Annotated in this window: 15 protein-coding genes; 2 read left to right on the forward strand and 13 right to left on the reverse strand. The window is 39.7% G+C overall.

What is annotated here, in order from left to right; genetic code table 11:
- Window positions 1-251: 251 nt before the first annotated feature.
- The 6 genes from EO115_RS04465 to EO115_RS04490 form a co-directional block, all read right to left on the reverse strand.
- Window positions 252-1,550 (reverse strand): adenylosuccinate synthase, encoded by a 1,299-nt coding sequence (locus EO115_RS04465; protein ID WP_126937783.1) that lies wholly within the window; start codon window positions 1,548-1,550, stop codon window positions 252-254.
- A 212-nt stretch (window positions 1,551-1,762) separates the two neighbouring features.
- The gene (gene purB / locus EO115_RS04470) at window positions 1,763-3,058 is read right to left on the reverse strand and encodes an adenylosuccinate lyase (RefSeq protein ID WP_126937784.1); all 1,296 of its coding nucleotides are present in this window, start codon (window positions 3,056-3,058) and stop codon (window positions 1,763-1,765) included.
- 369 nt (window positions 3,059-3,427) lie between these two features.
- Window positions 3,428-4,771, reverse strand: coding sequence for an MFS transporter (locus EO115_RS04475; RefSeq protein ID WP_126937785.1), 1,344 nt, complete (start codon window positions 4,769-4,771; stop codon window positions 3,428-3,430).
- Window positions 4,772-5,461: 690 nt separating this feature from the next.
- Window positions 5,462-6,334, reverse strand: coding sequence for a 2-oxoacid:ferredoxin oxidoreductase subunit beta (locus EO115_RS04480; RefSeq protein WP_126937786.1), 873 nt, complete (start codon window positions 6,332-6,334; stop codon window positions 5,462-5,464).
- Window positions 6,334-8,085 (reverse strand): 2-oxoacid:acceptor oxidoreductase subunit alpha, encoded by a 1,752-nt coding sequence (locus EO115_RS04485; protein ID WP_126937787.1) that lies wholly within the window; start codon window positions 8,083-8,085, stop codon window positions 6,334-6,336. The genes EO115_RS04480 and EO115_RS04485 overlap by 1 nt, the downstream gene beginning before the upstream one ends.
- A gap of 592 nt (window positions 8,086-8,677) precedes the next feature.
- Entirely contained in the window at window positions 8,678-9,373 is a 696-nt protein-coding gene (locus tag EO115_RS04490; RefSeq protein ID WP_126937788.1) for a GntR family transcriptional regulator, read from the reverse strand.
- 191 nt (window positions 9,374-9,564) lie between these two features.
- Between EO115_RS04490 and EO115_RS04495 the strand changes: the two genes are divergently transcribed.
- Window positions 9,565-10,503, forward strand: a complete 939-nt coding sequence (locus EO115_RS04495; RefSeq protein WP_126937789.1) for a diacylglycerol kinase family protein — start codon at window positions 9,565-9,567, stop codon at window positions 10,501-10,503.
- Window positions 10,504-10,603: 100 nt separating this feature from the next.
- Here EO115_RS04495 and EO115_RS04500 read toward each other — a convergent pair whose 3' ends face one another.
- The 6 genes from EO115_RS04500 to EO115_RS04525 all read right to left on the reverse strand — a co-directional run bounded on the left by EO115_RS04500 (window position 10,604) and on the right by EO115_RS04525 (window position 17,609).
- The gene (locus EO115_RS04500) at window positions 10,604-12,088 is read right to left on the reverse strand and encodes a glycosyl hydrolase family 28-related protein (protein WP_126937790.1); all 1,485 of its coding nucleotides are present in this window, start codon (window positions 12,086-12,088) and stop codon (window positions 10,604-10,606) included.
- A gap of 131 nt (window positions 12,089-12,219) precedes the next feature.
- Window positions 12,220-12,552, reverse strand: coding sequence for a YolD-like family protein (locus EO115_RS04505; RefSeq protein WP_240628940.1), 333 nt, complete (start codon window positions 12,550-12,552; stop codon window positions 12,220-12,222).
- Window positions 12,542-13,804, reverse strand: coding sequence for a DNA repair protein (locus EO115_RS04510; protein WP_126937791.1), 1,263 nt, complete (start codon window positions 13,802-13,804; stop codon window positions 12,542-12,544). Before EO115_RS04510 ends, EO115_RS04505 begins: the two co-directional genes overlap by 11 nt.
- A 256-nt stretch (window positions 13,805-14,060) precedes the next feature.
- Complete coding sequence (locus tag EO115_RS04515; protein WP_126937792.1) at window positions 14,061-14,933, reverse strand: CoB--CoM heterodisulfide reductase iron-sulfur subunit B family protein; 873 nt, start codon at window positions 14,931-14,933, stop codon at window positions 14,061-14,063.
- Entirely contained in the window at window positions 14,933-15,889 is a 957-nt protein-coding gene (locus EO115_RS04520) for a succinate dehydrogenase/fumarate reductase iron-sulfur subunit (RefSeq protein ID WP_126937793.1), read from the reverse strand. Before EO115_RS04520 ends, EO115_RS04515 begins: the two co-directional genes overlap by 1 nt.
- 1 nt (window position 15,890) lies before the next feature.
- Complete coding sequence (locus EO115_RS04525; RefSeq protein ID WP_126937794.1) at window positions 15,891-17,609, reverse strand: FAD-binding protein; 1,719 nt, start codon at window positions 17,607-17,609, stop codon at window positions 15,891-15,893.
- Between the two features lie 1,041 nt (window positions 17,610-18,650).
- Here EO115_RS04525 and EO115_RS04530 point away from each other — a divergent pair.
- On the forward strand, window positions 18,651-20,933 hold the full coding sequence (locus tag EO115_RS04530) for a ribonucleoside-diphosphate reductase subunit alpha (RefSeq protein ID WP_126937795.1): 2,283 nt from the start codon (window positions 18,651-18,653) through the stop codon (window positions 20,931-20,933).
- A 165-nt stretch (window positions 20,934-21,098) separates the two neighbouring features.
- On the opposite strand, the gene EO115_RS04535 is transcribed toward EO115_RS04530, so the two are convergent.
- A complete protein-coding gene (locus EO115_RS04535; protein WP_126937796.1) occupies window positions 21,099-22,124 on the reverse strand; it encodes a YhcG family protein in 1,026 nt (341 codons plus the stop codon).
- Between the last annotated feature and the right edge of the window lie 181 nt (window positions 22,125-22,305).

A 22,305-nucleotide genomic window follows, 5' to 3' on the forward strand; every position in this document is an offset into this window, starting at 1 on the left:
TTATTGATATCTTTTCTCGTTATAGGTTGTATTTCTTGTATGTTTATTAACTAATTGTCCACTGAGAATAGATTTAATGAGTTTTTATTCCTATTTTATTAATATATTAATGATTATATAATTTTAGCATTATCACATTTTTATTCTTGCATTTTTCGCATAGCATAGGTGTATTTTTAGCATGGCAGTCTTCTATTTCCTATACAATTACAAAAAAGAGACCCTATACAGAGTCTCTTTCATTTTATAAATTATGCAAATACATTGACTAAGTCAATTGTTTGATCACGGCCAGGTCCTACAGACACGATACCGATTTTTACACCTGTCACTTCTGCGATACGTTCTACATAGCGACGTGCCGCTTCTGGCAATTCTTCATACTTGCGGATACCGGAAATATCTGTTTTCCACCCTGGGAATGTTTCGTATACTGGTTCACATTTTGCTAATACATCCAAGCTAGCAGGGAATCCTTGTACTGCTTCACCATTACGTGTATAGCCTACGCAGATTTTCACTTCATCTAATCCATCTAGAATATCAAGACGAGTAATTGCTAAATAATCTAAGCTATTTAATGCAGCACCATAAGATACAACTGCCAAATCTAACCAGCCGCAACGGCGGGAACGACCTGTTACAGTACCAAACTCATGACCAGTTTGACGAAGGTATTCACCAGTTTCATCTAATAATTCAGATGGGAACGGGCCTTCACCCACACGAGTGGAGTACGCTTTTACTACACCAAAGATATTTTTTAAGTAGTTAGGGCCTACACCAGCGCCCACAGACGCACCACCAGCCACTGGATGAGAGCTTGTTACGAATGGATAAGTACCATGATCAAGGTCAAGCATTGTTGCTTGTGCTCCTTCGAACAATACTTTTTTACCACTTTGGATAGCATCAATCACAGCAAAGTTTGTATCTTTTACAAATGGACGCAATTGTTCCGCATAACCTAAGTAATCTTTTAAGATTTCTTCAAAGTTAACTGGCTCAAAGCCATAGACTGCCGTTAACATTTTATTTTTCAATTCTACGTTGAATTTAAGTTTTTTCTCAAATACAACTGGATCCATTAAGTCGCAAATGCGGATACCGATACGATTTACTTTATCTGCATAACATGGACCAATACCATTTTTTGTAGTGCCGATTTTAGCATCGCCTTTCACAGATTCTTCCGCTTCATCTAAGCGATTATGATATGGCAAAATCACGTGTGCACGGTCAGAAATATATAAGGATTTTGCACTTTTACCTTCTTTTTCAAGGTTTGCAATCTCTTCTAACAATACTTTAGGATCCACAACGACACCAGTGCCAATGATATTCATTTTATCATCATACAAAATACCGCTAGGCAATAGGCGCAACGCGAAAGATTTGCCATCTACTACCACAGTATGACCTGCATTATTACCACCTTGGCTACGTACCACTACATCAGCGCGTTCAGATAAATAATCAACGATTTTACCTTTACCTTCGTCGCCCCATTGTGTGCCAATTACCATACTTGTTGCTACATTGGTTCCCATATGAATTGCCTCCATTACACCTTTGAACATTTCATATTGCTGATTGACCTTCTTTGTGAAAGCAACCACCATGAAAGTTCTTCTATTTATTATTTAGTACTTGTAAATAGGCGTCTTACATAAAGCTATTTACAATCTATTATAGCATATATTGAAACAATTAGGGTAGATAGATGTCTTATGACATTCTATCTACCCTCCTAATTCTATTATTATAGTCCAAATCGAGCCATAATCGTATCAACATGACGCAACAATGGTTTTGGATCAAAGCAAGCATCGATTTCTTCTGCGCTTAAGTATTTTGCTATCTCTGGATCAGATTTTAATCCTGTAGCAAAATCTTTACCTTCTAACCAACGCGCCATAGCATGACGTTGTACCCAACGGTAGGCTTCATCACGAACAGCACCTTTGTCCACTAAATGCGTTAAAATCGTTTGACTAAATACAAGACCACCTGTTAAGTTCAAGTTTTTCATCATGTTTTCTGGATATACTAACAGTTTATCCACCGTACGTGTGGCTAAATGAATCATGTAATCCAATGTAATTGTTGCATCTGGCAAAATCACACGTTCTACAGAGCTATGAGAGATATCGCGCTCATGCCATAAGGCTTGATCTTCAAATGCTGCTTGTGCATGACCACGCAAGATACGTGCCAAGCCGCAGATTCTTTCACAAGTAATTGGATTCCGTTTATGTGGCATCGCAGAGGAACCTTTTTGTTTCGGGCTGAAATATTCTTCCGCTTCACGTACTTCCGTACGTTGTAAATGACGAATTTCCAAGGCAATACAGTCCAATGTTCCACCGATAACAGCAATCATAGACAATAATTCTGCATGACGATCACGAGATACTACTTGTGTCGCTACTTTCACAGGTTCTAGACCCAATTTTTCACACACATATTGTTCTACAAATGGATCAATATTGGAATACGTTCCTACCGCACCAGACAATTTACCTACTGCTACAGATTGACGAGCTTGTTCTAAACGAGCAATATCGCGGTCAATCTCGGACATCCAGTTCACCAATTTCACACCAAATGTGATAGGCTCTCCATGAATGCCATGCGTACGACCAATCATCGGTGTATATTTGAACTCTACAGCACGACGAGCCAAGACCTCGCGGAAATTGCGTAAACCTTTTAACAATAAGTCACAAGCTTGTTTCATCATGTATCCTAAGGCAGTATCTTTTACATCTGTAGACGTCAAGCCAAGATGAATGTATTTCGCAAACTCAGGCCCTACATATTCGCCGACAGCAGTGACAAAGGAAATGATGTCATGATTCGTTTCACGTTCGATTTCACGAATGCGGTCCACTTCGAAATTTCCCTTTTCACGAATCGCTACCGCCGCTTCCTTTGGGATAATCCCCAGCTCAGCTTGCGCCTCAGATGCCAATATTTCTACTAATAACATCGTATCGAACTCATTACGTTCACTCCAAATATGTCCCATCTCTTCACGAGTGTAACGATTAATCATACTGTCACTCCTTTATCTAATCCTCATGGATTTTTTTACTATCCATTGTGAAAGTCATACCTCATAGGGTTTTCTATATTACCTTATCATTATACAAAAATCGTGGGCAACTGTCAGCTATTAGTTGACAGTTCAACAATTATAAAGTGGTTGTCAACTAATAGTTAACAACCACCCAGCAACAGAAACTACCTTCTCAATTCTCTAAATATATCAAACTAGCGTATCAGAAGAACCACTACGTCGCTTCTAAAAACTGCCCTACGTGAAAGTTTTTAGAAGCAACATGGCTGTTCTGAGCAAATACTTTACATTAGTTATCCTAATTTTTATAGTACTCAAGCGAACTATCAACCAACAGTTAACAGTTCAGTTCCGCGTATTACGCACGCCTGCCGGGATAGCTCCTACCAAGCAAATCACGCCAAATGCTACTAATGCGATGGTACTATTATACTCCATCATTTGTAGCGCCGTTTTTCCTTCTATGGTATAAGCTAAAATGACTCCTATCAACGCCATGCTAATGGTTTGTCCCAAGAGACGTACTGTCGAAATAGTAGATGACGCAAAACTGATATATGTTTTCGGTACAGAACTCATAATCAAATTATTATTCGGCGGTGCAAAACTACTAACTCCTATACCAACAATGGCTAAGCTACTCATAATAATTGGCAGACTTTCAGTGAAAGTACCATAGGCCATGCTAAGTAAACCTATCCCAATAAGCACCATCCCCCATCGAGCAAATCGGGATGGATTGTGTCGATCCGATAAGGCCCCCATCCGCGGTGCCAAGAATACCATAATGCCTGTTTGGATGCACAAGGTCAATCCCGTCATACGAGAATCAAAGCCCATTATCATTTGTAAAAACAATGACAATACAAAACCTACACCAAAGGTGGAGCTAAAGTTCATCATCGCAGCTATACTAGACATAGTAAACCCTAGATTCGACGCAAATATTCTAACGGGAATGAGCGGATCTTTGCTATTCCATTCTTTATATCCTAAGACAGATAATGCTGCCATTCCCACTACAATAGCATAAGCACTCCACCAGAAACGAACCCACTCTGTAATACCAATCATAATTGCACTAATACTGAAGACATATAATATTAAACTACTGAAAGATAGATTACTATCTGGGGCATGCACCCACTCTTGTTGCAACGAACGAAAGGCCATCCCATTTGCCACCACCCCTAATAAGGCGGTAAACACAAAAATACTGCGCCAGCCATAATAGTAATTTAAAAGTCCCCCTAAGGCCGGTCCCAAGGATAACCCTAAATACACCATTCCTCCAATCATACCAAATGCATATCCACGTCGCTCCACTGGTACGGACAATGTCAAAATAGACATAGACGTAGTATACACAATACCTAAGGCAATCCCTTGCAAAGCCCGATAAAACATTAACATTTCTACGGAGTTCACAAAACACATGCATACAGATATCACCGTAAATACGATGCTACCTATATAAAATAACTTGCGTTTCCCGTACATATCCGCTAGCTTCCCAGCAGGAATCACCGCCACCGTACAACATAGCAGAAAGGCTTCCACCACCCATGCCATATCATTCGTAGCGGCTCCAAACTCGCGCATCATATCTGGAAAAGACATCGTGAGAGAACTCGATGCAAAAGGGTTCAAAAACGCCGCTAGCATCATCGTATATAAAACAGATTTCATGTAAATATCACTCCTCGTTTCAATATACTCTCATTATAACAATACAAATGAGGTTTTGAAAGATTCTACTTTTTAGATGACAATTCTCGCTAAGCATGATATAATTCAGTTGACAACAAGTTGACTAGTTCCATGAGAACAACAAACCCCCACAGCGCCTACTGTGGGGGTTTTGCTTTTTAAAGAGAGCTACCTCTAGATCGGGCTAGTTACCTTTAAACCATCTGCCTAACCACTTGCAGAAATATTGACTGATTATTCCTGCCACAACAGAGATTAACAAGTTGACTAGTATCTCCATGAACTCACCCCCTTCCTGTCACCAGTATCGGGGAGGTAACATCTACAGTATAGCAAAAATCCACAAACTATAAAATAAACATTCCAAACAAACTATACAATCCCCCTAAAAAACACATCACTCCACAAAAACATTCGTCAAGAAAAGCCGTGTTACTTACTAAAAACTTTCACTCAGTTTTTAGAAGTGACGCGGCTTTTCGCCTTTTCAGAAGCATTGCGGTTTTTCCTCCACCTAGAGTCCCCCAATAGAAACAACATATCTCCGCCCAGAGTATTACATGCAAAAGAAAAGCCATATAACTTCGAGAAAACTTTCACGTAGGGCAGTTTTCTGAAGTTATATGGCTTTTCGACATCATTTACACTCTTACAAGAGATATGTCGTTTCTATTTAAACTCGTTGCAAAGAGCAGCAAACACGTCTGCATCTGGTTTCACCACGTCATGCACTAATGCACGAGCATGTGGACCACCGTTAGCAGCATATAATGCTTGTTCAAAGGATGGTTTTGTTGTATCTTGATAAATCAAACCTGTTACAAGACCATTCGTTTCACCTAATGTAGCAAATGCTTGCGCACGGTTTGTTGGATCGTAACCTTCTGGCAAGTTTACTAAATTATCTTTGAAGTAATCATAGCCATTTTGTTTATTGTATGTTACGCAAGGGCTGAACACATTGATGAAAGAGAATCCTTCATGTTGCATACCTTGTTTAATCAAGTCCACCAATTGAGCACGGTTTACCATGTAGCTTTGCGCTACGAAAGTAGCACCAGAAGCGATAGCTGTTTCGCAAATTGGCAATGGACTTTCAAAAGAACCATGTGGAGATGTTTTAGTTACAAATCCCACGTCAGAGCGAGGAGATGTTTGGCCTTTTGTTAAACCATATACATGGTTATCCATAACTACATAGGTAACATTGACATTACGTTTGAACGCATGGATCGTATGGCCCATACCGATCGCAAAGGCATCACCGTCACCACCACAAACCACTACATTCATATCTTCATTCGCCAATTTCACACCTTGTGCATACGGAAGTGCACGACCATGTGTAGTATGCGCACCATAGGCATAGAAGTAACCACCGATACGGCTAGAGCAACCGATACCAGAGATAACAGCCAATTTTTCAGGTGCAATATCAAGAGCTGCTACTGCATCAGCGATAGCTGCTTGAACCCCATAGTGACCACAACCTGGGCACCAGTTAGGGCGGATATCATTTCTATATTGATTTGCTGTTGCCATTATAATACCTCCTTAATTGCCGCTTTCACATAAGATGTAGTAAATGGATTACCATCGTATTTTAAGCAACTAGAAAGTTTTTCTTTGTTCGGCATGTTGATGCGGAACAAGTTAGTCAATTGACCTGTTGCATTTTGCTCGCAGATCACAACTTTTTTAGCACTGTTATAGAATGGTAGCAATTGTTCTTTCGGGAACGGTTTAATCAAACGAAGTTGTAAGTGGTTCACTTTGTGGCCTTCTGCCTCTAATTCCACCACTGCTTCTTCGATAGCACCACGGCTAGAGTTAATGCCGATCACAAGAACATCTGCTTCCTCATGTTTTGCATTGTTCAAGAATGGCTCATATACGTCTGCTACTGTAGATAATTTGCGGAAACGTTTATCTGTTTGAGCCACGTGCATAGAAGGAGCCTCTGCTGGTTTACCTTCTTCATTGTGTTCAAGTCCAGTAGACAAGAATAGACCATTTTTCATACCTGGGATAGTACGAGGGGAAATGCCGCTTTCAGTCAATTCAAAACGTTTGAAGTATTTAGGAGCTTCCAATGCTGGCAACTCTTCTTCTTTCATCAAATTACCACGTTCGATACCAACGCGATTCAAATCGAATGTTGGTACAGATTGTTTATTCAAACCTTGTTGTAAATCAGGCATGAAAATCACTGGACATTGGTATTGTTCCGCCAAGTTGAAAGCATGTTGAATTTCATAGAAACATTCTTCAATGCTTGTTGGAGCAATTACGATGTTGGAATAATCGCCATGCGCATTGTAGCAAGCTGCATCGATATCGGATGTTTCTACTTTTGTAGCCATACCTGTAGATGGACCAGAACGTTGTACATCGATGATTAGCATTGGCAATTCAGCCATAGATGCCATAGATAAAGACTCAGCCATCAAGCTCAAACCAGGGCCAGATGTACATGTAAAGCCACGAACACCAGCATACACACCACCCATAGCCATCATACAAGCAGCAATTTCATCTTCTGTTTGTACAACAGTAGCACCGATTTTATCCATTTTCTTAATCATGTATTCCATTACTTCAGAAGCTGGCGTAATCGGATACGATGCCATGAAACGGGAACCTGCAGCAATAGCGCCCAATGCTAATGCTTCGTTACCAAGCAAGAACATTTGATCTTTTGGTTCTGGTTTATCTAATGTATCTACCTCTACATCACCCAATTGTTCTTTTACAAGTTGGTAACCCAATTGGAATGCTTGTAAGTTTTTGTTAATAATGTCTTCAGATTTTTTCGCAAAACGAGCTTTTATGGCTGTTAAGAATAGTTCTGTTTCAAAGCCCAATAGAGCAACAGACATACCCAATGCCACAATGTTACGCATCAACAAGGAACCTTGTTGTAACGCTGTTTCGGAAATTGGTAATGCTAAGCATGTTACGCCAGTTCCTTCAAATGCTTCAAAATTAGGATTTACTTTGCTATCACAAATAATAAAGCCGCCTTCGCGCACTTCTTTACCATGCATATCCACAGTTTCTTGATCTAATGCCACCAAGAAATCGATATGCTCACCGACTGTCATAATTTGTTCTAATGCGATACGTAGTGCAAATGTTGTGTGACCACCTTTGATACGAGATGCAAACAAACGTTGGCTATACAAGGAATATCCTTCTTTGGCAAGAATCGTAGCTAAAATTTCGCCACAACTTTCAATACCTTCACCTTGCTGACCGCCCATTTTCCAGATAAAATCTTTACGTTTTTGCAAGAGATTCACCCTCCTTAGGATTGTAATATAGGACTACAGAAAGACTGTATTTATTCAGTGTTTTCAATACACATCAATCTCTCAAAGTTCAACTCTTATAATAGCATTTTTACCGCTTTTCATCAATCAGATTCCCTATATTTATAAAGCATATTTATCTCTCGGTCTCTATCCATTTGACAAACAAAGCCAACGCCCTCTTCATATAGTTATTATCTATACCCCAAGGTATACAAAAACCTCGGCCAAGAGAAAAAAGCCGAGGTTTCTGTATTTGAGAAAAAAGAGAGAGAACATTTGAATTAACTTCAAATGTTTTGGGGCAATGGGGGGCGCCCCATTCGGTAAAAGTAGGGTCTTTTACCTGGGAAGGTGTAAGATAAAGCCTTCCCTATTGTAAGTTAGGTAGATAAAGAGAGAGATCTTTATCTTGCAAAGGTAGTGTGAACCCTTTGCTTGAGTTATTATAGCAAAGGATTGTGTAAAAGTAAATACACAAAATGATAAATTCCTATATTTTTTATATAGGTTTTACGTATAACCAATTGAGATTTTCTTACTTTCATCTATCAAAGGCCATATCTATTCGAGATTACTCTTCTTTTTGTTTCGCCAACAATTCTGCATGGGCCTTTTTAAATACAAAAGCATTTCGCACATGCGCTCGCATGCGCTCCTCTGCCAGCTCCCCATTACGATCATGAATAGCTTCCATAATTTGTTGGTGTTCTAAATCGCAGGAGATAGTCCGCGTTTTATCCGATGTACTAATATACATATCTCGATTCACCATTTCTCGGAAGTCTGCCAAATAGTCTGCTACCCGCTCATTGCCAGAAAATTCTGCAATCATCGTATGAAAGCGACTATTGATAGCCACTCGTTCTCCTGGATCTTCCGTATGGATGCCCGCATCACACACGTCTTGCAGCTCATCGAGTTGAGCTTGCGTGCATCGTTCTGCACACAATCTAGCGCCTAAGCCTTCCATCACTTCTCGACACTGATACATAGCTACGATTTCTTCTGGAGAATATCCTTTTACAGTCACGCCCTTCCAAGGTTTAATGACTACTAGATTATCTTTTGCCAGTTTACGAAACGCTTCTCGCACCGGCGTAGCGCTCACATTTAACTGCTCTGCAATACGTACTTCACTGAGCTTCACCTTGGGTTTTAATGTCCCAGTTAAAATCGCTTGCTTCAGGGACATATATACTTGTTCACTCAACGGTAATCGTCCGATTGAATCAATACTATGCAAACGATACTCTTCTGTCTTATCCATCTGATTCCCTCCGTGTTGCTTCACCCATAATATACTACCTAGCCCTCACTAGGTATTTCAGCAACAGTTTCTTTCATTATACGTGAAAGCATTCTAAAAAATCAACGTATCTATTGATAATTCCTATGGTATAATAATATATACTATAATTAATCTCTTAAAACTATGTGTATATAGAATAGGAATCAACCATGAGTCGTTGTTTAATTATTATCAACCCCGTATCTGGTGGTGGCAGGGCTCGCCGATACGTAATGGAGCTACAGTGGCAACTCAGCTCTTTATTTGATCGAATGGAGGTAAAATTTACTCGCCACGCAGGGGATGCCACACAATTTGCCATCGAAGCCTCCAACGAAGGCGTGGATGCCATCTTTTGCATGGGGGGAGATGGCACCATCAATGAAACTGTGAATGGTATCGTTCGAGCTGGGGGGCGTGCCAAATTTGGATTTATTCCCATCGGTACTGTTAACGACATGAGTCGCGCTCTAGGTATCTCTTTACAACCACTAGAAGCCATCCACGCTTTAAAAACCAGCGTTATTCGTCGTGTCGATGTCGGCCGTTGTAACGATACGTACTTCTGCAACAATATTGCCATCGGCGTGATCCCTGAAGTCGTGGCTTCTGTAACACCAAAAGAAAAACAATTATTAGGGCCACTTGCCTATTTTGCCAAAGGCGGACAAGCTCTATTCACCACGAAAGATTACCGCTTTAGCATCACCACAGAAGAAGGCACGAAAGAGTTTATGTCTCCCTTAGTCATCGCCCTTCTCACCAATGTAGTGTCTAGCTTTGAACACTTTATGCCCACTGCCTCTGTAGACGATGGTTACATGCGTATCATCATCTTCAAAGAATATTTCATTATGAACTTATTCTTTATTTTACCGCTCATTTTAAGCGGCTCCATCTATAACTCTAAATATGTGACTATATTGAAAGTCAAACAAGCTCACATCGAAGTATGCGATACTATGGATGCTTCTACTAATATGGACGGCGATATCGGTCCAGATGCTCCGTTAGACTTAGAAGTATTACCTAAGTTTTTACAAGTGTACGTGCCTACAAAGCAACGTAAGAAACCAGCACGTTTATTCCACAACCCATTACAACTATAACTATCTTGTTATATAACAGCAAACAAAAGAGGAACATGAATCCAACATCGGGTTCATGCTCCTCTTTCTATTTGTTCACTCTACAATAAAGTGTCACTATTTATTGTTGTATATCCTCTGTGACCTGCGCCTTCATAGGTTGTAACTCCACCGTTGTATGCCCCCAGTCCACAGGGTTGATACGTTTTACGCCTAAATCGATCTGCTCTGCAATACGACGCAATGTGGAATCTCGCACTACGATATTACGGATGCCACCGCCAATCGTAGCTGTTTCTCTCACTCGTACCGCTAGCCCTACATCTTCCATGACTAGCCCTTGCAAATACACATGCTGAATCCATGTATTACCTGTGTTGGAAAATACTAGTCCTATTTGACTATTAACAATATGAAGTCCATAGGCATTCCATTGTTCTGTCACTGTCGTCCCTGTTGGATCACCTGCCGCTGCAACTACTCCTTGTTGCATCTGTTCCATCCGAACATGACTCATCACTAAATTATGTCCATCCCAATGCAATCCATCGCCACTGTACATACCTTGCATTTGTACATCTTTCATATACATCTGTTCCACTTGTGTAGCTTGTACCATATGAGCTGGAGCATTTTTCAATACCACGCGTTCTAGGACAATCTCCTTGCCATTTTGTATCTCAATCAAAGAGGAGCGAGTGGAACTACCTTTTTCATAGCTGGCTCCTCTTCGCATAGCAGCTTCTACTTCTGATCGACTCAATACACCGTATTCTTCAAGAGTATCTTGCTCTATCTTTCCCACTTCTTGATCAATATCTAACCCTCGTGGTACTGGCTCTTTCCAACCACGACCATCAATGACACCACCTCGAATCACAACTCGTTCAATAGGCCCTGTTTCATCACCTTGTAGGTTCAAAATACCAAGATACGGAGTTCCTCCTGTGACGACATAGTTTGGCTTCACAAACGCGGAGCTTTCATCCACAGCCATCAACACCGCACCTTCATCTAGGTCTAATGTCATATAACTATGTAAAAATAACGCCCCTGTTCTGTATACCCCTTTTGCTACATGTAGTACTCCGCCTGCTGGTGTATCTCGTATTGCTTTTTGTAATGCCTGCGTATTATCTGTCACACCATCGCCAACGGCACCGTACGCGGTAGCTTCTAATCTTGGTTCTTTCGGCAATGTTTTATAGGGAACCTTTGATGATGTATATACACTCTCCCCTGCCGCATTGATCGCTTTCACCTGCACCATATACACCGTATCTGGTTGCAAGCCTATTAACTGTACCCGTGGTTCTAAACTATCCCCTACATGCTCAGGTCGGATCGTATGAGTTAATGTATCATTGACATATACATCATACCCTACAATTCCCGCTACATCTGATAATCTCCATTCTATCTCCATCGTTGTACTAGTCATCCCTACTGCAGGGGCCGTTATAGAAAAATCTCCTACTTGCACCGTATATTGTGTCACCGGTGCCGTATACTTTCTATACATATTCCACGTAAGACCTAAGAGGCCTACTAACAGAATGATTCCTATCATCCATACCCAATACACTCTATTACGCTTCTGTTTCATATACCTACCTATCTCACTATGTTATTAGATCATCTATCCTCAATCATGGCATTGAATCCATCCATAACTAGCATTTATACTATTATATCCATCTATGTCCATTCTACATGATTTACATAAATGGTCAATACTCAGTCTAATGAACTCAGCTTTGTAATTTGAGAAAGCGGTATCTGTTGCCCCTGTACCTTGATGGTTCGATGCACAGGATTGATAGCATCTAATACCCCTTCTACTTGATGATAGTGTCTCCCCGTGTAATAGATAACCCTCACTCGTTGTCCCCTAACCATAGAGTACAATTGCCTATCTAACTCTTCTAATTGCTCCTCTGAAAGTTTTTTACGATTCTCTGTATATCGCGCTGTTTCTTCTAGTAATTCTTGAAACCCCTTCAATGCAGCAAAGGGCATAAATTGTTTAGCCCTCTGTAACAATGTCATCTTCGGTCGTTTATGTTGCATTATGACCTCCCACCAAAGTATTGCGAAACTGCATCGTACCTTCTTCTTGCAAGCTACTCGCTCGCAGTATCGAGTTACCACCAAATCTCTCTTTAATTTCCAGTACTGTACGCTCCACTTGATACGATTTTTCTTCCTCTTTCGAATCATCAGAAAATAAGTCTTCCTCCCAAGGAACAGCCGCCCGATTCACTAAATCATCAAAGCCCACTGATAACTGCCGAATCTCTTGATGTTGATGAACAGTTTCTTTGTACAAATCCAATACCGCCTGTGAAAGTATCTCTAAAGAACAAGTATACTTCGACAGACGTCGTGATCCACCTGTGCCTTTTACAGTTCTATCTGCATACCGTACCCCTAAAGAGATATGCTTCGTCAACGCCTCTTCTGCAATGAGCTCTAATAGCAAGGATTCTACCATTTCGCGAAGAGGGACAAAACACTCCTCATACGAATAGTTCCGCAACAAAATTTGCCCTCTAGATAAAGAATGTTTAGCTGGGCGATACGCATGAATCTCTTTCATCGTACACGTCTCACGTCCCCACGCATGGTCAATCAATAGTTCTGCATTGACACCAAACTCCTTATACCACCTATCTTCTGGCACCGTAGTAATACCATGTAAATCTACTACACCATATTTGTGTAGTCGGCGAGCAATGCCTTTGCCAATTTGCCAAATATCTGTGATGGGCTGATGATACCATATCTTTTCTTTAAATGACTCCTCATTAAGCACACCAATCCCTTGCGGTGCATGCTTTGCTAATACATCGAGGGCCACCTTCGCTAAAAATAAATTACTTCCTAACCCAACCGTGGCGTGAATATGAGTGCGATCTAATACTTTATCTTTGAATAACAGAGCCAAGTCATAATATGATTTCTTATATAAACGGCTATAGGGAGTTACATCAATAAAATATTCATCAATAGAATACACATGTATATCTTCAGGTGCCACATATTCCAACAAGACTCCATAAATAGAGGCGGATACCTCCATATATCGTCGCATCCTAGGCTTTACTGCTATATATTCGATGGTAGATGGAATCTCGAATAATCGACATCGATTTTTTACCTCCAATGCCTTTAAGGCTGGAGAAATAGCGAGCGTAATAGCACCTAATCCACGAGATGCATCTGCCACTACGAGCGGTGTCGTGAAAGGATCAACTCCTAAATCTGCGCACTCTACAGAGGCATAAAAACTCTTCAAATCTAAACACATATAGACTGCCATACTATCCCTCCTCTATAGCAGTATAGTAGCATATTTGTTCTATACTTTCAATATATATGTTCGATGTATTCTATAATATAATACTATAATAATAACTATATCTTTAATATATCACTATGCAATAAACCCAACTCATTTTGCCCTATAACCCTCATTATGTCCTATAACCTTATATATTGGAAAATAAATAAAAAACAGGTTGCCCATATGGACAACCTGTTGTAAGTTTGTGTGATACTATTTATTAAGTTTCAAATTATAAGAAACGGTTCAAGGAAGCAGTGCTTGCCAAGTGACGGTTAGTCATACCCATTTCTGCTGGAGTGCAACCCAATGCAAGACCAATTAATTGGCTCATGTGGATGATAGGCATATCACCATTCATTGGAACAGTTGCTTTCGCTTCTTTTTGGAACATATCTAATTGCATTTGGCAAAGTGGGCATGGTGTTACGACACAATCAGCACCTTCTTTTTGCGCATCAGCATTGATAGAACCAGTCATTTGCATTACAGAATCATGTGCAGGGTATACTGCATGGAAACCACAGCAATCTAATTTACGGGAGAAATCGATTGGAGTAGCGCCTAATGCTGTAATCAAATCTGCCAAGCTTGTTGGGATTTGCATATCTTCGAAGCCCATTTCTTCTTCTGGACGAAGAATATGGCAACCATAATATTCAGCAACACGAAGGCCAGTCAATGGACGAACCACTTTTGCTTTCAAATTATCTAAACCATATTCGCGGATAAGAACCCACAAGAAATGTGTTACTTCGCTAGTACCTTTGTAGTTCATACCAGCTTCGCCAAGAATGTTGTTTACTTTTTGGCGAGTTACTTCATGATCATCAAGCTCTTTTTTAGCTTCACGAAGCATTAATGTACAAGTGTTACAAACTGTAAGGATATCTAAGCCCTCTTTTTCAGCTAACGCAATGTTACGAGCGTTAGTAGAAAGAGTCAATAATGGATCGATATCTTGTACGTGAGACGCGCCGCAGCAAGTCCATCCGTCTAATTCTTGAATTTCGATACCTAATTTTTTCGCTACTGCAACGGTTGCTAAGTAGTCTTCTTTAGATGCGCCTTCTAATACGCAACCAGGGAAAAATCCGTATTTCATTATTTTCCAGCCTCCTCTACTGCACGACCGATTGTACGAACACCTTCAATACCATTGACTGGTTTATGAGGAACTACCAACTCGAATGGATTGATTTTGCCATGTTTCCATAAACGAAGAGCATATAGACCTTGTTTTGCAGAATCCAATAATCCATCTGTTTTCAAGCTCATAGTTACTTCGTTTAGGCGACCAGTTTTTAACAAGTCTTGTTTGAATGCGATCGCATGACGAGTACCTTTATTAGATAAACCAGCTGCTGTAGCTACACGACGAAGGTTGGAAATATCTTTTTCTGGTTTCAAATGTTTTGGACAACGAGTGATACAGTTCATGCAATGCACGCATTTCCACAAGCCATGGTTGAACGCTGGTGTTGTATGTGCCATTGGAGACACATCACGGGAATCCATTACAAAACGATTAGCTTTTGTATATACATATGGATCTAAGAAGTCTTCACGGTTAGCAGACAATTTGTTACATTCGGAAGCACAGCATCCGCAAAGGATACATTCTGTGTTCATAACGAATTTTTTGAAGTCTGCCGCTGTTTGACGAGTACCAGTTTTAGTAGTGAATTCTGGTTTTACGAAAATCCAAGGAGCTACTTCTTTCAAGCGGCTAACTTTTGCTTCCCAATCAACTACTAAGTCACGAATCACATCGAAGTTACCAATAGGTGCTACAGTGATTTCATCAGAACCAAAACGTTCTGTTACTTCATCAATTTTAGCTTCACAGCCAAGCATTGCTTGACCGTTAACTTTCACGGAGCAAGCGCCACATACTGCGGAACGACAAGCTGCTACGAAAGTCAATGTTGGATCGATTGTATCTTTAATTTTTTGTAAGCCCCAAAGGATAGTACGGTCTGCTTCGTAATCGAAAGTATAAGACTGTACATAAGCGCGGCCTTCGTTAAAGCGGTGGATATGATAAGTAATTTGTCTCATCTTAGTACTTCCTTTCTTGTGGTTCGTATTTAGTGAACACTACATCGCGTTCGGACATTTCGTATTCGCCATTTGCGCCAAGTTTCCAAATTGTATGTTTTAAATATTGGGAATCATCACGTTTAGGGAATTCTTCACGAACGTGAGCACCACGGGATTCTTTACGGTTTAACGCGCCTAAAGCAATTGCTTTCGCTACTGTTAACATAGATTTAATTTCTACATAGTTAACGAATGCCATGTTGTAAGTGCGGTTGGAATCGCCTACGTAGCAAGTTTCATACTCTTTAGTCAAACGTTCAATAACTTCAAGAGCTTCTGTGATACCTGCTTCGTTACGGAAGATACCTACTTTATTCCACATAGCTACTGCTAATTCATCACGAATTTCAGCAACTGGACGGCCTTCTGTACGGGATGTAACTTCAACGAATTTAGCTTCCCATTCTTCAGCTTTTGCTTTCAATTCAGCATCGCAATTTGCAAATGTGTTTGTTTCTGCATAATCAGCAGCGCCTGCACCGGATACTTTACCGAATACAACGCCGTCTGCCAAGGAGTTACCACCTAAACGGTTAGCACCATGGATAGAGATACAAGATGCTTCACCAGATGCGAAGATACCAGGAACTTCTGTAGCACAAGTTTTATAGTCAACTACGTCGATACCGCCCATGATGTAATGGCAAGTAGGACGAATTGGCACTGGATCAGTTAATGGATCGCAATGTTCGAAGCAAAGAGCCAAGTCACGGATACCATGAAGTTTTTCGATGATAACTTCTGGTCCTAAGTGACGAAGGTCAGCTACTACGTATGCGTCAAGACCAGTTCCGTTGAAACCGCGGCCAGCTGCGATTTCATCTTCGATCGCTTTTGCTACAACGTCACGAGACGCTAATTCCATTTTGTTAGGAGCGTATTTTTTCATGAAACGTTCGCCCTCAACGTTTAACAAGTATCCGCCTTCACCACGAACAGCTTCAGACATCAAGATACCAGTTTTACCAAGACCAGTTGGATGGAATTGGATCATTTCCATATCTTTTAAGCCTACGCCCGCACGGAATGCTACTGCCATACCGTCGCCAGTGGAAAGGAATGGGTTAGTTGTACGAGTCCAGAATACACGGCCAGCACCACCAGTAGATAATACGATGGATTTAGCTTTGATAATTTCTACTTTACCTTTTTTCATATTCCAGATAACAGCACCGCCAGCTTTACCGTCTTTTACAACGATATCTAACAAGTACCATTCTTGTAAGAAATGTACGCCTTCTTTAAGACATTGTTCATATGTTGTATGAAGAATAACGTGACCTGTTTTATCCGCACTATAGCATGTACGTGGATAGGATTGTCCACCAAAGTTACGTTGTGCGATTTTGCCTTCGTCTGTACGAGAGAAAGGAGTTCCCATGAAATCCATTTCTAATACGCCTTCTGGGCAACGTTGACAGAAGAACTCGATAGCATCTTGGTCGCCTAAATAGTCAGAACCTTTTACTGTATCGAATGTGTGAACTTCTGTGGAGTCTTCTTTTGCTACGTTATTTAACGCCGCATTAACACCACCTTGCGCCATTGCTGTGGCAGAACGTGTTGGGAAAATCTTTGTGATCAATGCTACACGTAAACCATCACGTCGTGCAGCTTCTAAAGCAGCTCGTTGGCCTGCTCCACCACTACCTACTACGAGAACATCATATTGTTCCATACGTACCTCCTCAAAAACACTTGTCTTATTTTGAACTATACATCTTACATACTGTTCTTAAATAAGTAAATATTTTTACACTGCATATATGACTGATATATGCATTCAATCTATAGCTTTATTATATACGGTTATCTCAAGTGTTACAATTGTCACAGTTGCCCTTAAAATCCCCTTTTTTACAAGGGATTATCTTATTTTGATAACGTTTTTCATAAGTTTTATTAAAGCCTAAAACTTTTGCCTTTTTTCATCTATATTCTCATCTAATCTATACTTTTCTAGTGTACTTTTGTAGTCTATTTTAGACTTCCCATTATTACGCCTTTTTTTAGCTTCTATAATTTTTTCTCATCATTGAATTTTAATTTTAGAATAATTTGCCATTTACCTGTATTAATAAATCCCACATTCCTATATGATATGTTTTCTCATAATTAATTTCCTCGTTAATTGATATCTATTTTGCATTCTTTTTATTACTAAAAATCATATCACAAGATATTGATTTTTATCACACCTCGGACACAAGTAATATCTATTTTTTTCTATTTCTTTTCTCTGAAAGCACCGATTGTACGATGACTAAAACATAAAAAAGACGACAGAATTTTCCATCGTCTTTTTCTTATTCGGTTCTATTTTACTACTAGCGTTCTATCTTCTTTCTCACCCTGGTCTTTATGGATCAGCTAATACAATTATAATGTTCTCTGATTAAATTATTTTGTAAAGTACTATTTCCTCATTAGGGTATGCATTTTTGACATTGTTAAGCCGTTGAGAAAAAGCCACCTATATAGTATAATTTTAGAAGATGTTGTACTAATGCAACGCCTTAACATACAATATATTGATATTGAGTCTGTGTGAAAACATATCTATGCACTCTCATTTACAATTTGTAAATGGGAGTCCTTTTATGGTCAAGGGCTCATTCACAGAACGTGAGGATGTGCTTTCACATATATTCAATTTATCTGTATATTTCTTTAACTTACAATGTTAGATCATCAAATCTGTAGAAAAGGGAGAACTTTCATGAGCATTATGATCAAGAAACGGGATGGCCATTACGAGCCATTATCGGTAGAAAAAACAAAGAAAATGGTTGCCTTCGCTTGTTTAGGCCTGGATTCCTGTGACCCTATCGAACTAGAAATGGATTGTAAATTACAATTCGTAGACGGCATGACGACAAAACAAATTCAGCAAACGCTTGTTCAAACTGCCATTGAAAAGGTCATCCAAAAAGTAGATGACGGCTTCGGTAACATGGTAAACCGCATGAACCAAGATTGGCAATTCGTAGCAGCTCGCCTATACTTATTTGACTTATACAAAGAAGCTGCTATTAACCGCAAGTACAAAGCCTTTGGTTACGGTAACTTCACTGATTTAGTAAAAACCTTAGTCGCTGCTGGCCGTTATGCAGACTTTTTCTTAACACAATATACAGAAGCTGAATTAGAAGAGCTAGGCGACTATATTAAGCCTAAACGTGATTACCTATTTAACTATGAAGGTATTAAGTTATTAGCAGACCGCTATTTAGTAAAAGGCTTTAACAAAGAAATTTACGAACTTCCTCAAGAGCGTTTCATGGCCATTGCTATGCATCTAGCTGTCATTGAAGGCGACAAAAAGGTATACTACGCAAAAAAATTCTATGACTTAATGAGCGAGTTAAAGATGACTACTGCTACTCCAACATTGGCGAATGCAGGTACACCATTCCATCAATTGAGTTCTTGCTTCATCTCTGGTGTAGAAGATAATCTTTGGTCTATTTACGATGTGAATGCAAAATTCTCTCGTGTATCTAAACATGGTGGCGCTCTTGGTATTTATCTCGGTAAAGTACGTGCCTTGAACTCCGATATTCGTGGCTATAAAAATTCTTCTGGCGGTGTCATCCCTTGGATTCGTTTATACAACGATACTGCCGTTGCTGTAGACCAACTAGGTAAACGTAAAGGTGGCGCTACGGTAACACTTGACGTGTGGCATAAAGACTTCTACGAATTTGTTGAGCTTCGTACCAATAATGGTGATGATCGTCGTAAAGCACACGACATTTTCCCTGCTCTATCTGTACCAGATATTTTCATGGAACGTGTTATCAATCGTGAGCATTTCACATTGTTCGATCCACATGAAGTATCTCGTGTGATGGGTTTTCATTTAGAAGACTATTACGATGATGATACGAATAAAGCGTTCACAGAAAAATATTTAGCTTGTGAAGCCAGTCCAGATCTACACGGCATCGAGGTTAGCGCCTTAGATATGATGAAAAAAATCATGCGTTCTGCGGTAGAAACTGGTACGCCGTTCATCTTCTTCCGTGATACGACAAACCGTGCAAACCCTAATAAACATGCGGGTATGATTTATGCGTCTAATTTATGCCATGAAATCGCACAAAACGTTGGTTTCACTGATTTAGATGAAGAAATTATCCAAGACGATGGTTCCATCGTGACTCGCACAAAAGCAGGTGACATGGTAACGTGTAATTTGAACTCTATCAACCTAGGTCAAACCTCTGACGAAGAATTGGAAGAAAATATTGCTTTACAAGTCCGTATGTTGGACAACGTTATTACTATCAACCAATTCCCTGTGCCTGAAACTCGTGTGACTAGTGAAAAATATCGCGCTATCGGCCTTGGTACGAGCGGTTACCACCACTATCTGGTGAAACATAAAGTACAATGGGAAAGCGATGAGCATTTAACTGTGGCTGATACATTATTTGAAAATATTGCCTACGCTGCCATCAAAGCGTCTATGGAACTGGCAAAAGAAAAAGGGGCCTACCCTGCTTTCAAAGGTTCTCAATGGGAAACTGGGGAATATTTTGAGCGCCGTGGTTACACGTCTGAAAGATGGCAACAGCTGAAAGCTGACGTGGCAAAATACGGTATCCGCAATGGTTACTTAATGGCTATTGCTCCAACCGGTAGTACATCCAACATTGCTAACACCACAGCTGGTATCGATCCTATCTTCAAAAAATTCTTCATTGAAGAGAAAAAAGGTAGCTTTACACCAAAAACGGCGCCCGATTTGAGCAATGAAACGATGTGGTTCTACAAAGAAGCCCACACCATCGATCAACAATGGTCTATCAAGGCTTGCGGTATCCGCCAACGCCACATCGACCAAGCACAGTCTTTCAATTTGTACATTACGCCGCAAATGAAAGCAAAAGAAATTCTTGATTTATATGTGGAAGCCTATAAACAAGGCATTAAGACAATTTACTATATCCGTAACCAATCCTTAGAAATGGATGAGTGCACTAGCTGCTCCTCCTAATCTTTGGTGGGTGTAAACCTGATACATAAAAGAGCACGGCATGCTCCTCACAAACGGCATTTCATGATGTTTGTTCGGGGCACACCGTGCTCTTTTTGTATTTACTTTATAATAAAATTATGATTCAAAGATGTAGACGGAATAAAAAGAATCCATCATCGAGGATTACTTTCTCTCATAATTTTTTAATACTCTTTCAACCTGCTCTTCTAATTCTTCTCTGTTTGGAATATATAACGTATATTGAGATGCAAATATCTGATTAGACAAACTACCAAGAGCATATTCTGCCTGTATACTATCTTTATCAGTACAAAGAATAATCCCAATGGGTTCATTATCTGTATCGTCATTAATCTCCATCTTGTAATAATTAAGATACATATTAATTTGCCCTACTGCTTCCGGCATTAACTTTCCTGATTTTAACTCAATTAAAACATAACTTCTTAGTATCTTATTATAAAATACCATATCCACATAATAATGCGTATTTCCCAATGTTACTCTTTGCTGTGAACCTACATACATAAATCCCTTACCAAGTTCCAGCAAAAACTTTTCAATATGGCTTATCAATGCCTTTTCTAAATCACTCTCCATGATGGCGGTTTCATCTGGTATTCCTAAAAACTCAAATACATAAGGATCTTTTACAATATCGCTCGCCTTATGTATTTCATTGCCATGTAAGGCTAACTCCCACACTTTTTCTTTATTTTTATCTCCTACTGAAAGTAAAAGTCTTTCAAATAGTGATGTTTTTATTTGTCTTTTTAATTCTCTCACTGACCAATTCGCATTAATAGTTTCTTTTTCATAAAAATTTCTTTTCTGTTCATCGCTTATAGAAAGCAATTCACAATAATGCGACCAGCTTAATTTGCTAGACACTGTCTGGCAAATTGGATATGTCAAATAAAAGTTCCTCATATTTTGCAAATTTGACCTTGAAAATCCCTTACCATATTCTCTTGTTAATTTCTTTGATAATTCTATTATTAACTGTTTTCCGTATGCAGCTCTATCACAATGCCCCTGTTCCTCCTCAACTATAATTCGTCCAATCTCCCAATATGTTTGAACAAGAATATTGTTAACTGATCGTGCAATACTATTTCTTGCAGAGTCCATCAATTCTTTAATACTGAAATACACATCTCTTCGAATTGTATCTATTGAATCATCCATATATGCACCAACTCTCTAGCCCTTCATTGTATTTGTATTTGTTTTTATATTATATCACAGTTTATATATAGATATCCCTGCTCGCTTTCTTTTTCATCTGCTTTCAATCCTTTATAATCTTGAATGATCCCCAATTTTAACAGACTCGCCTCATTTCCAAACGTGTCGAATTGCACACGGT

The sequence above is a fragment of the Veillonella sp. CHU740 genome, assembly GCF_003992055.1.
In the GTDB taxonomy this organism is placed as follows: Bacteria; Bacillota; Negativicutes; order Veillonellales; family Veillonellaceae; genus F0422.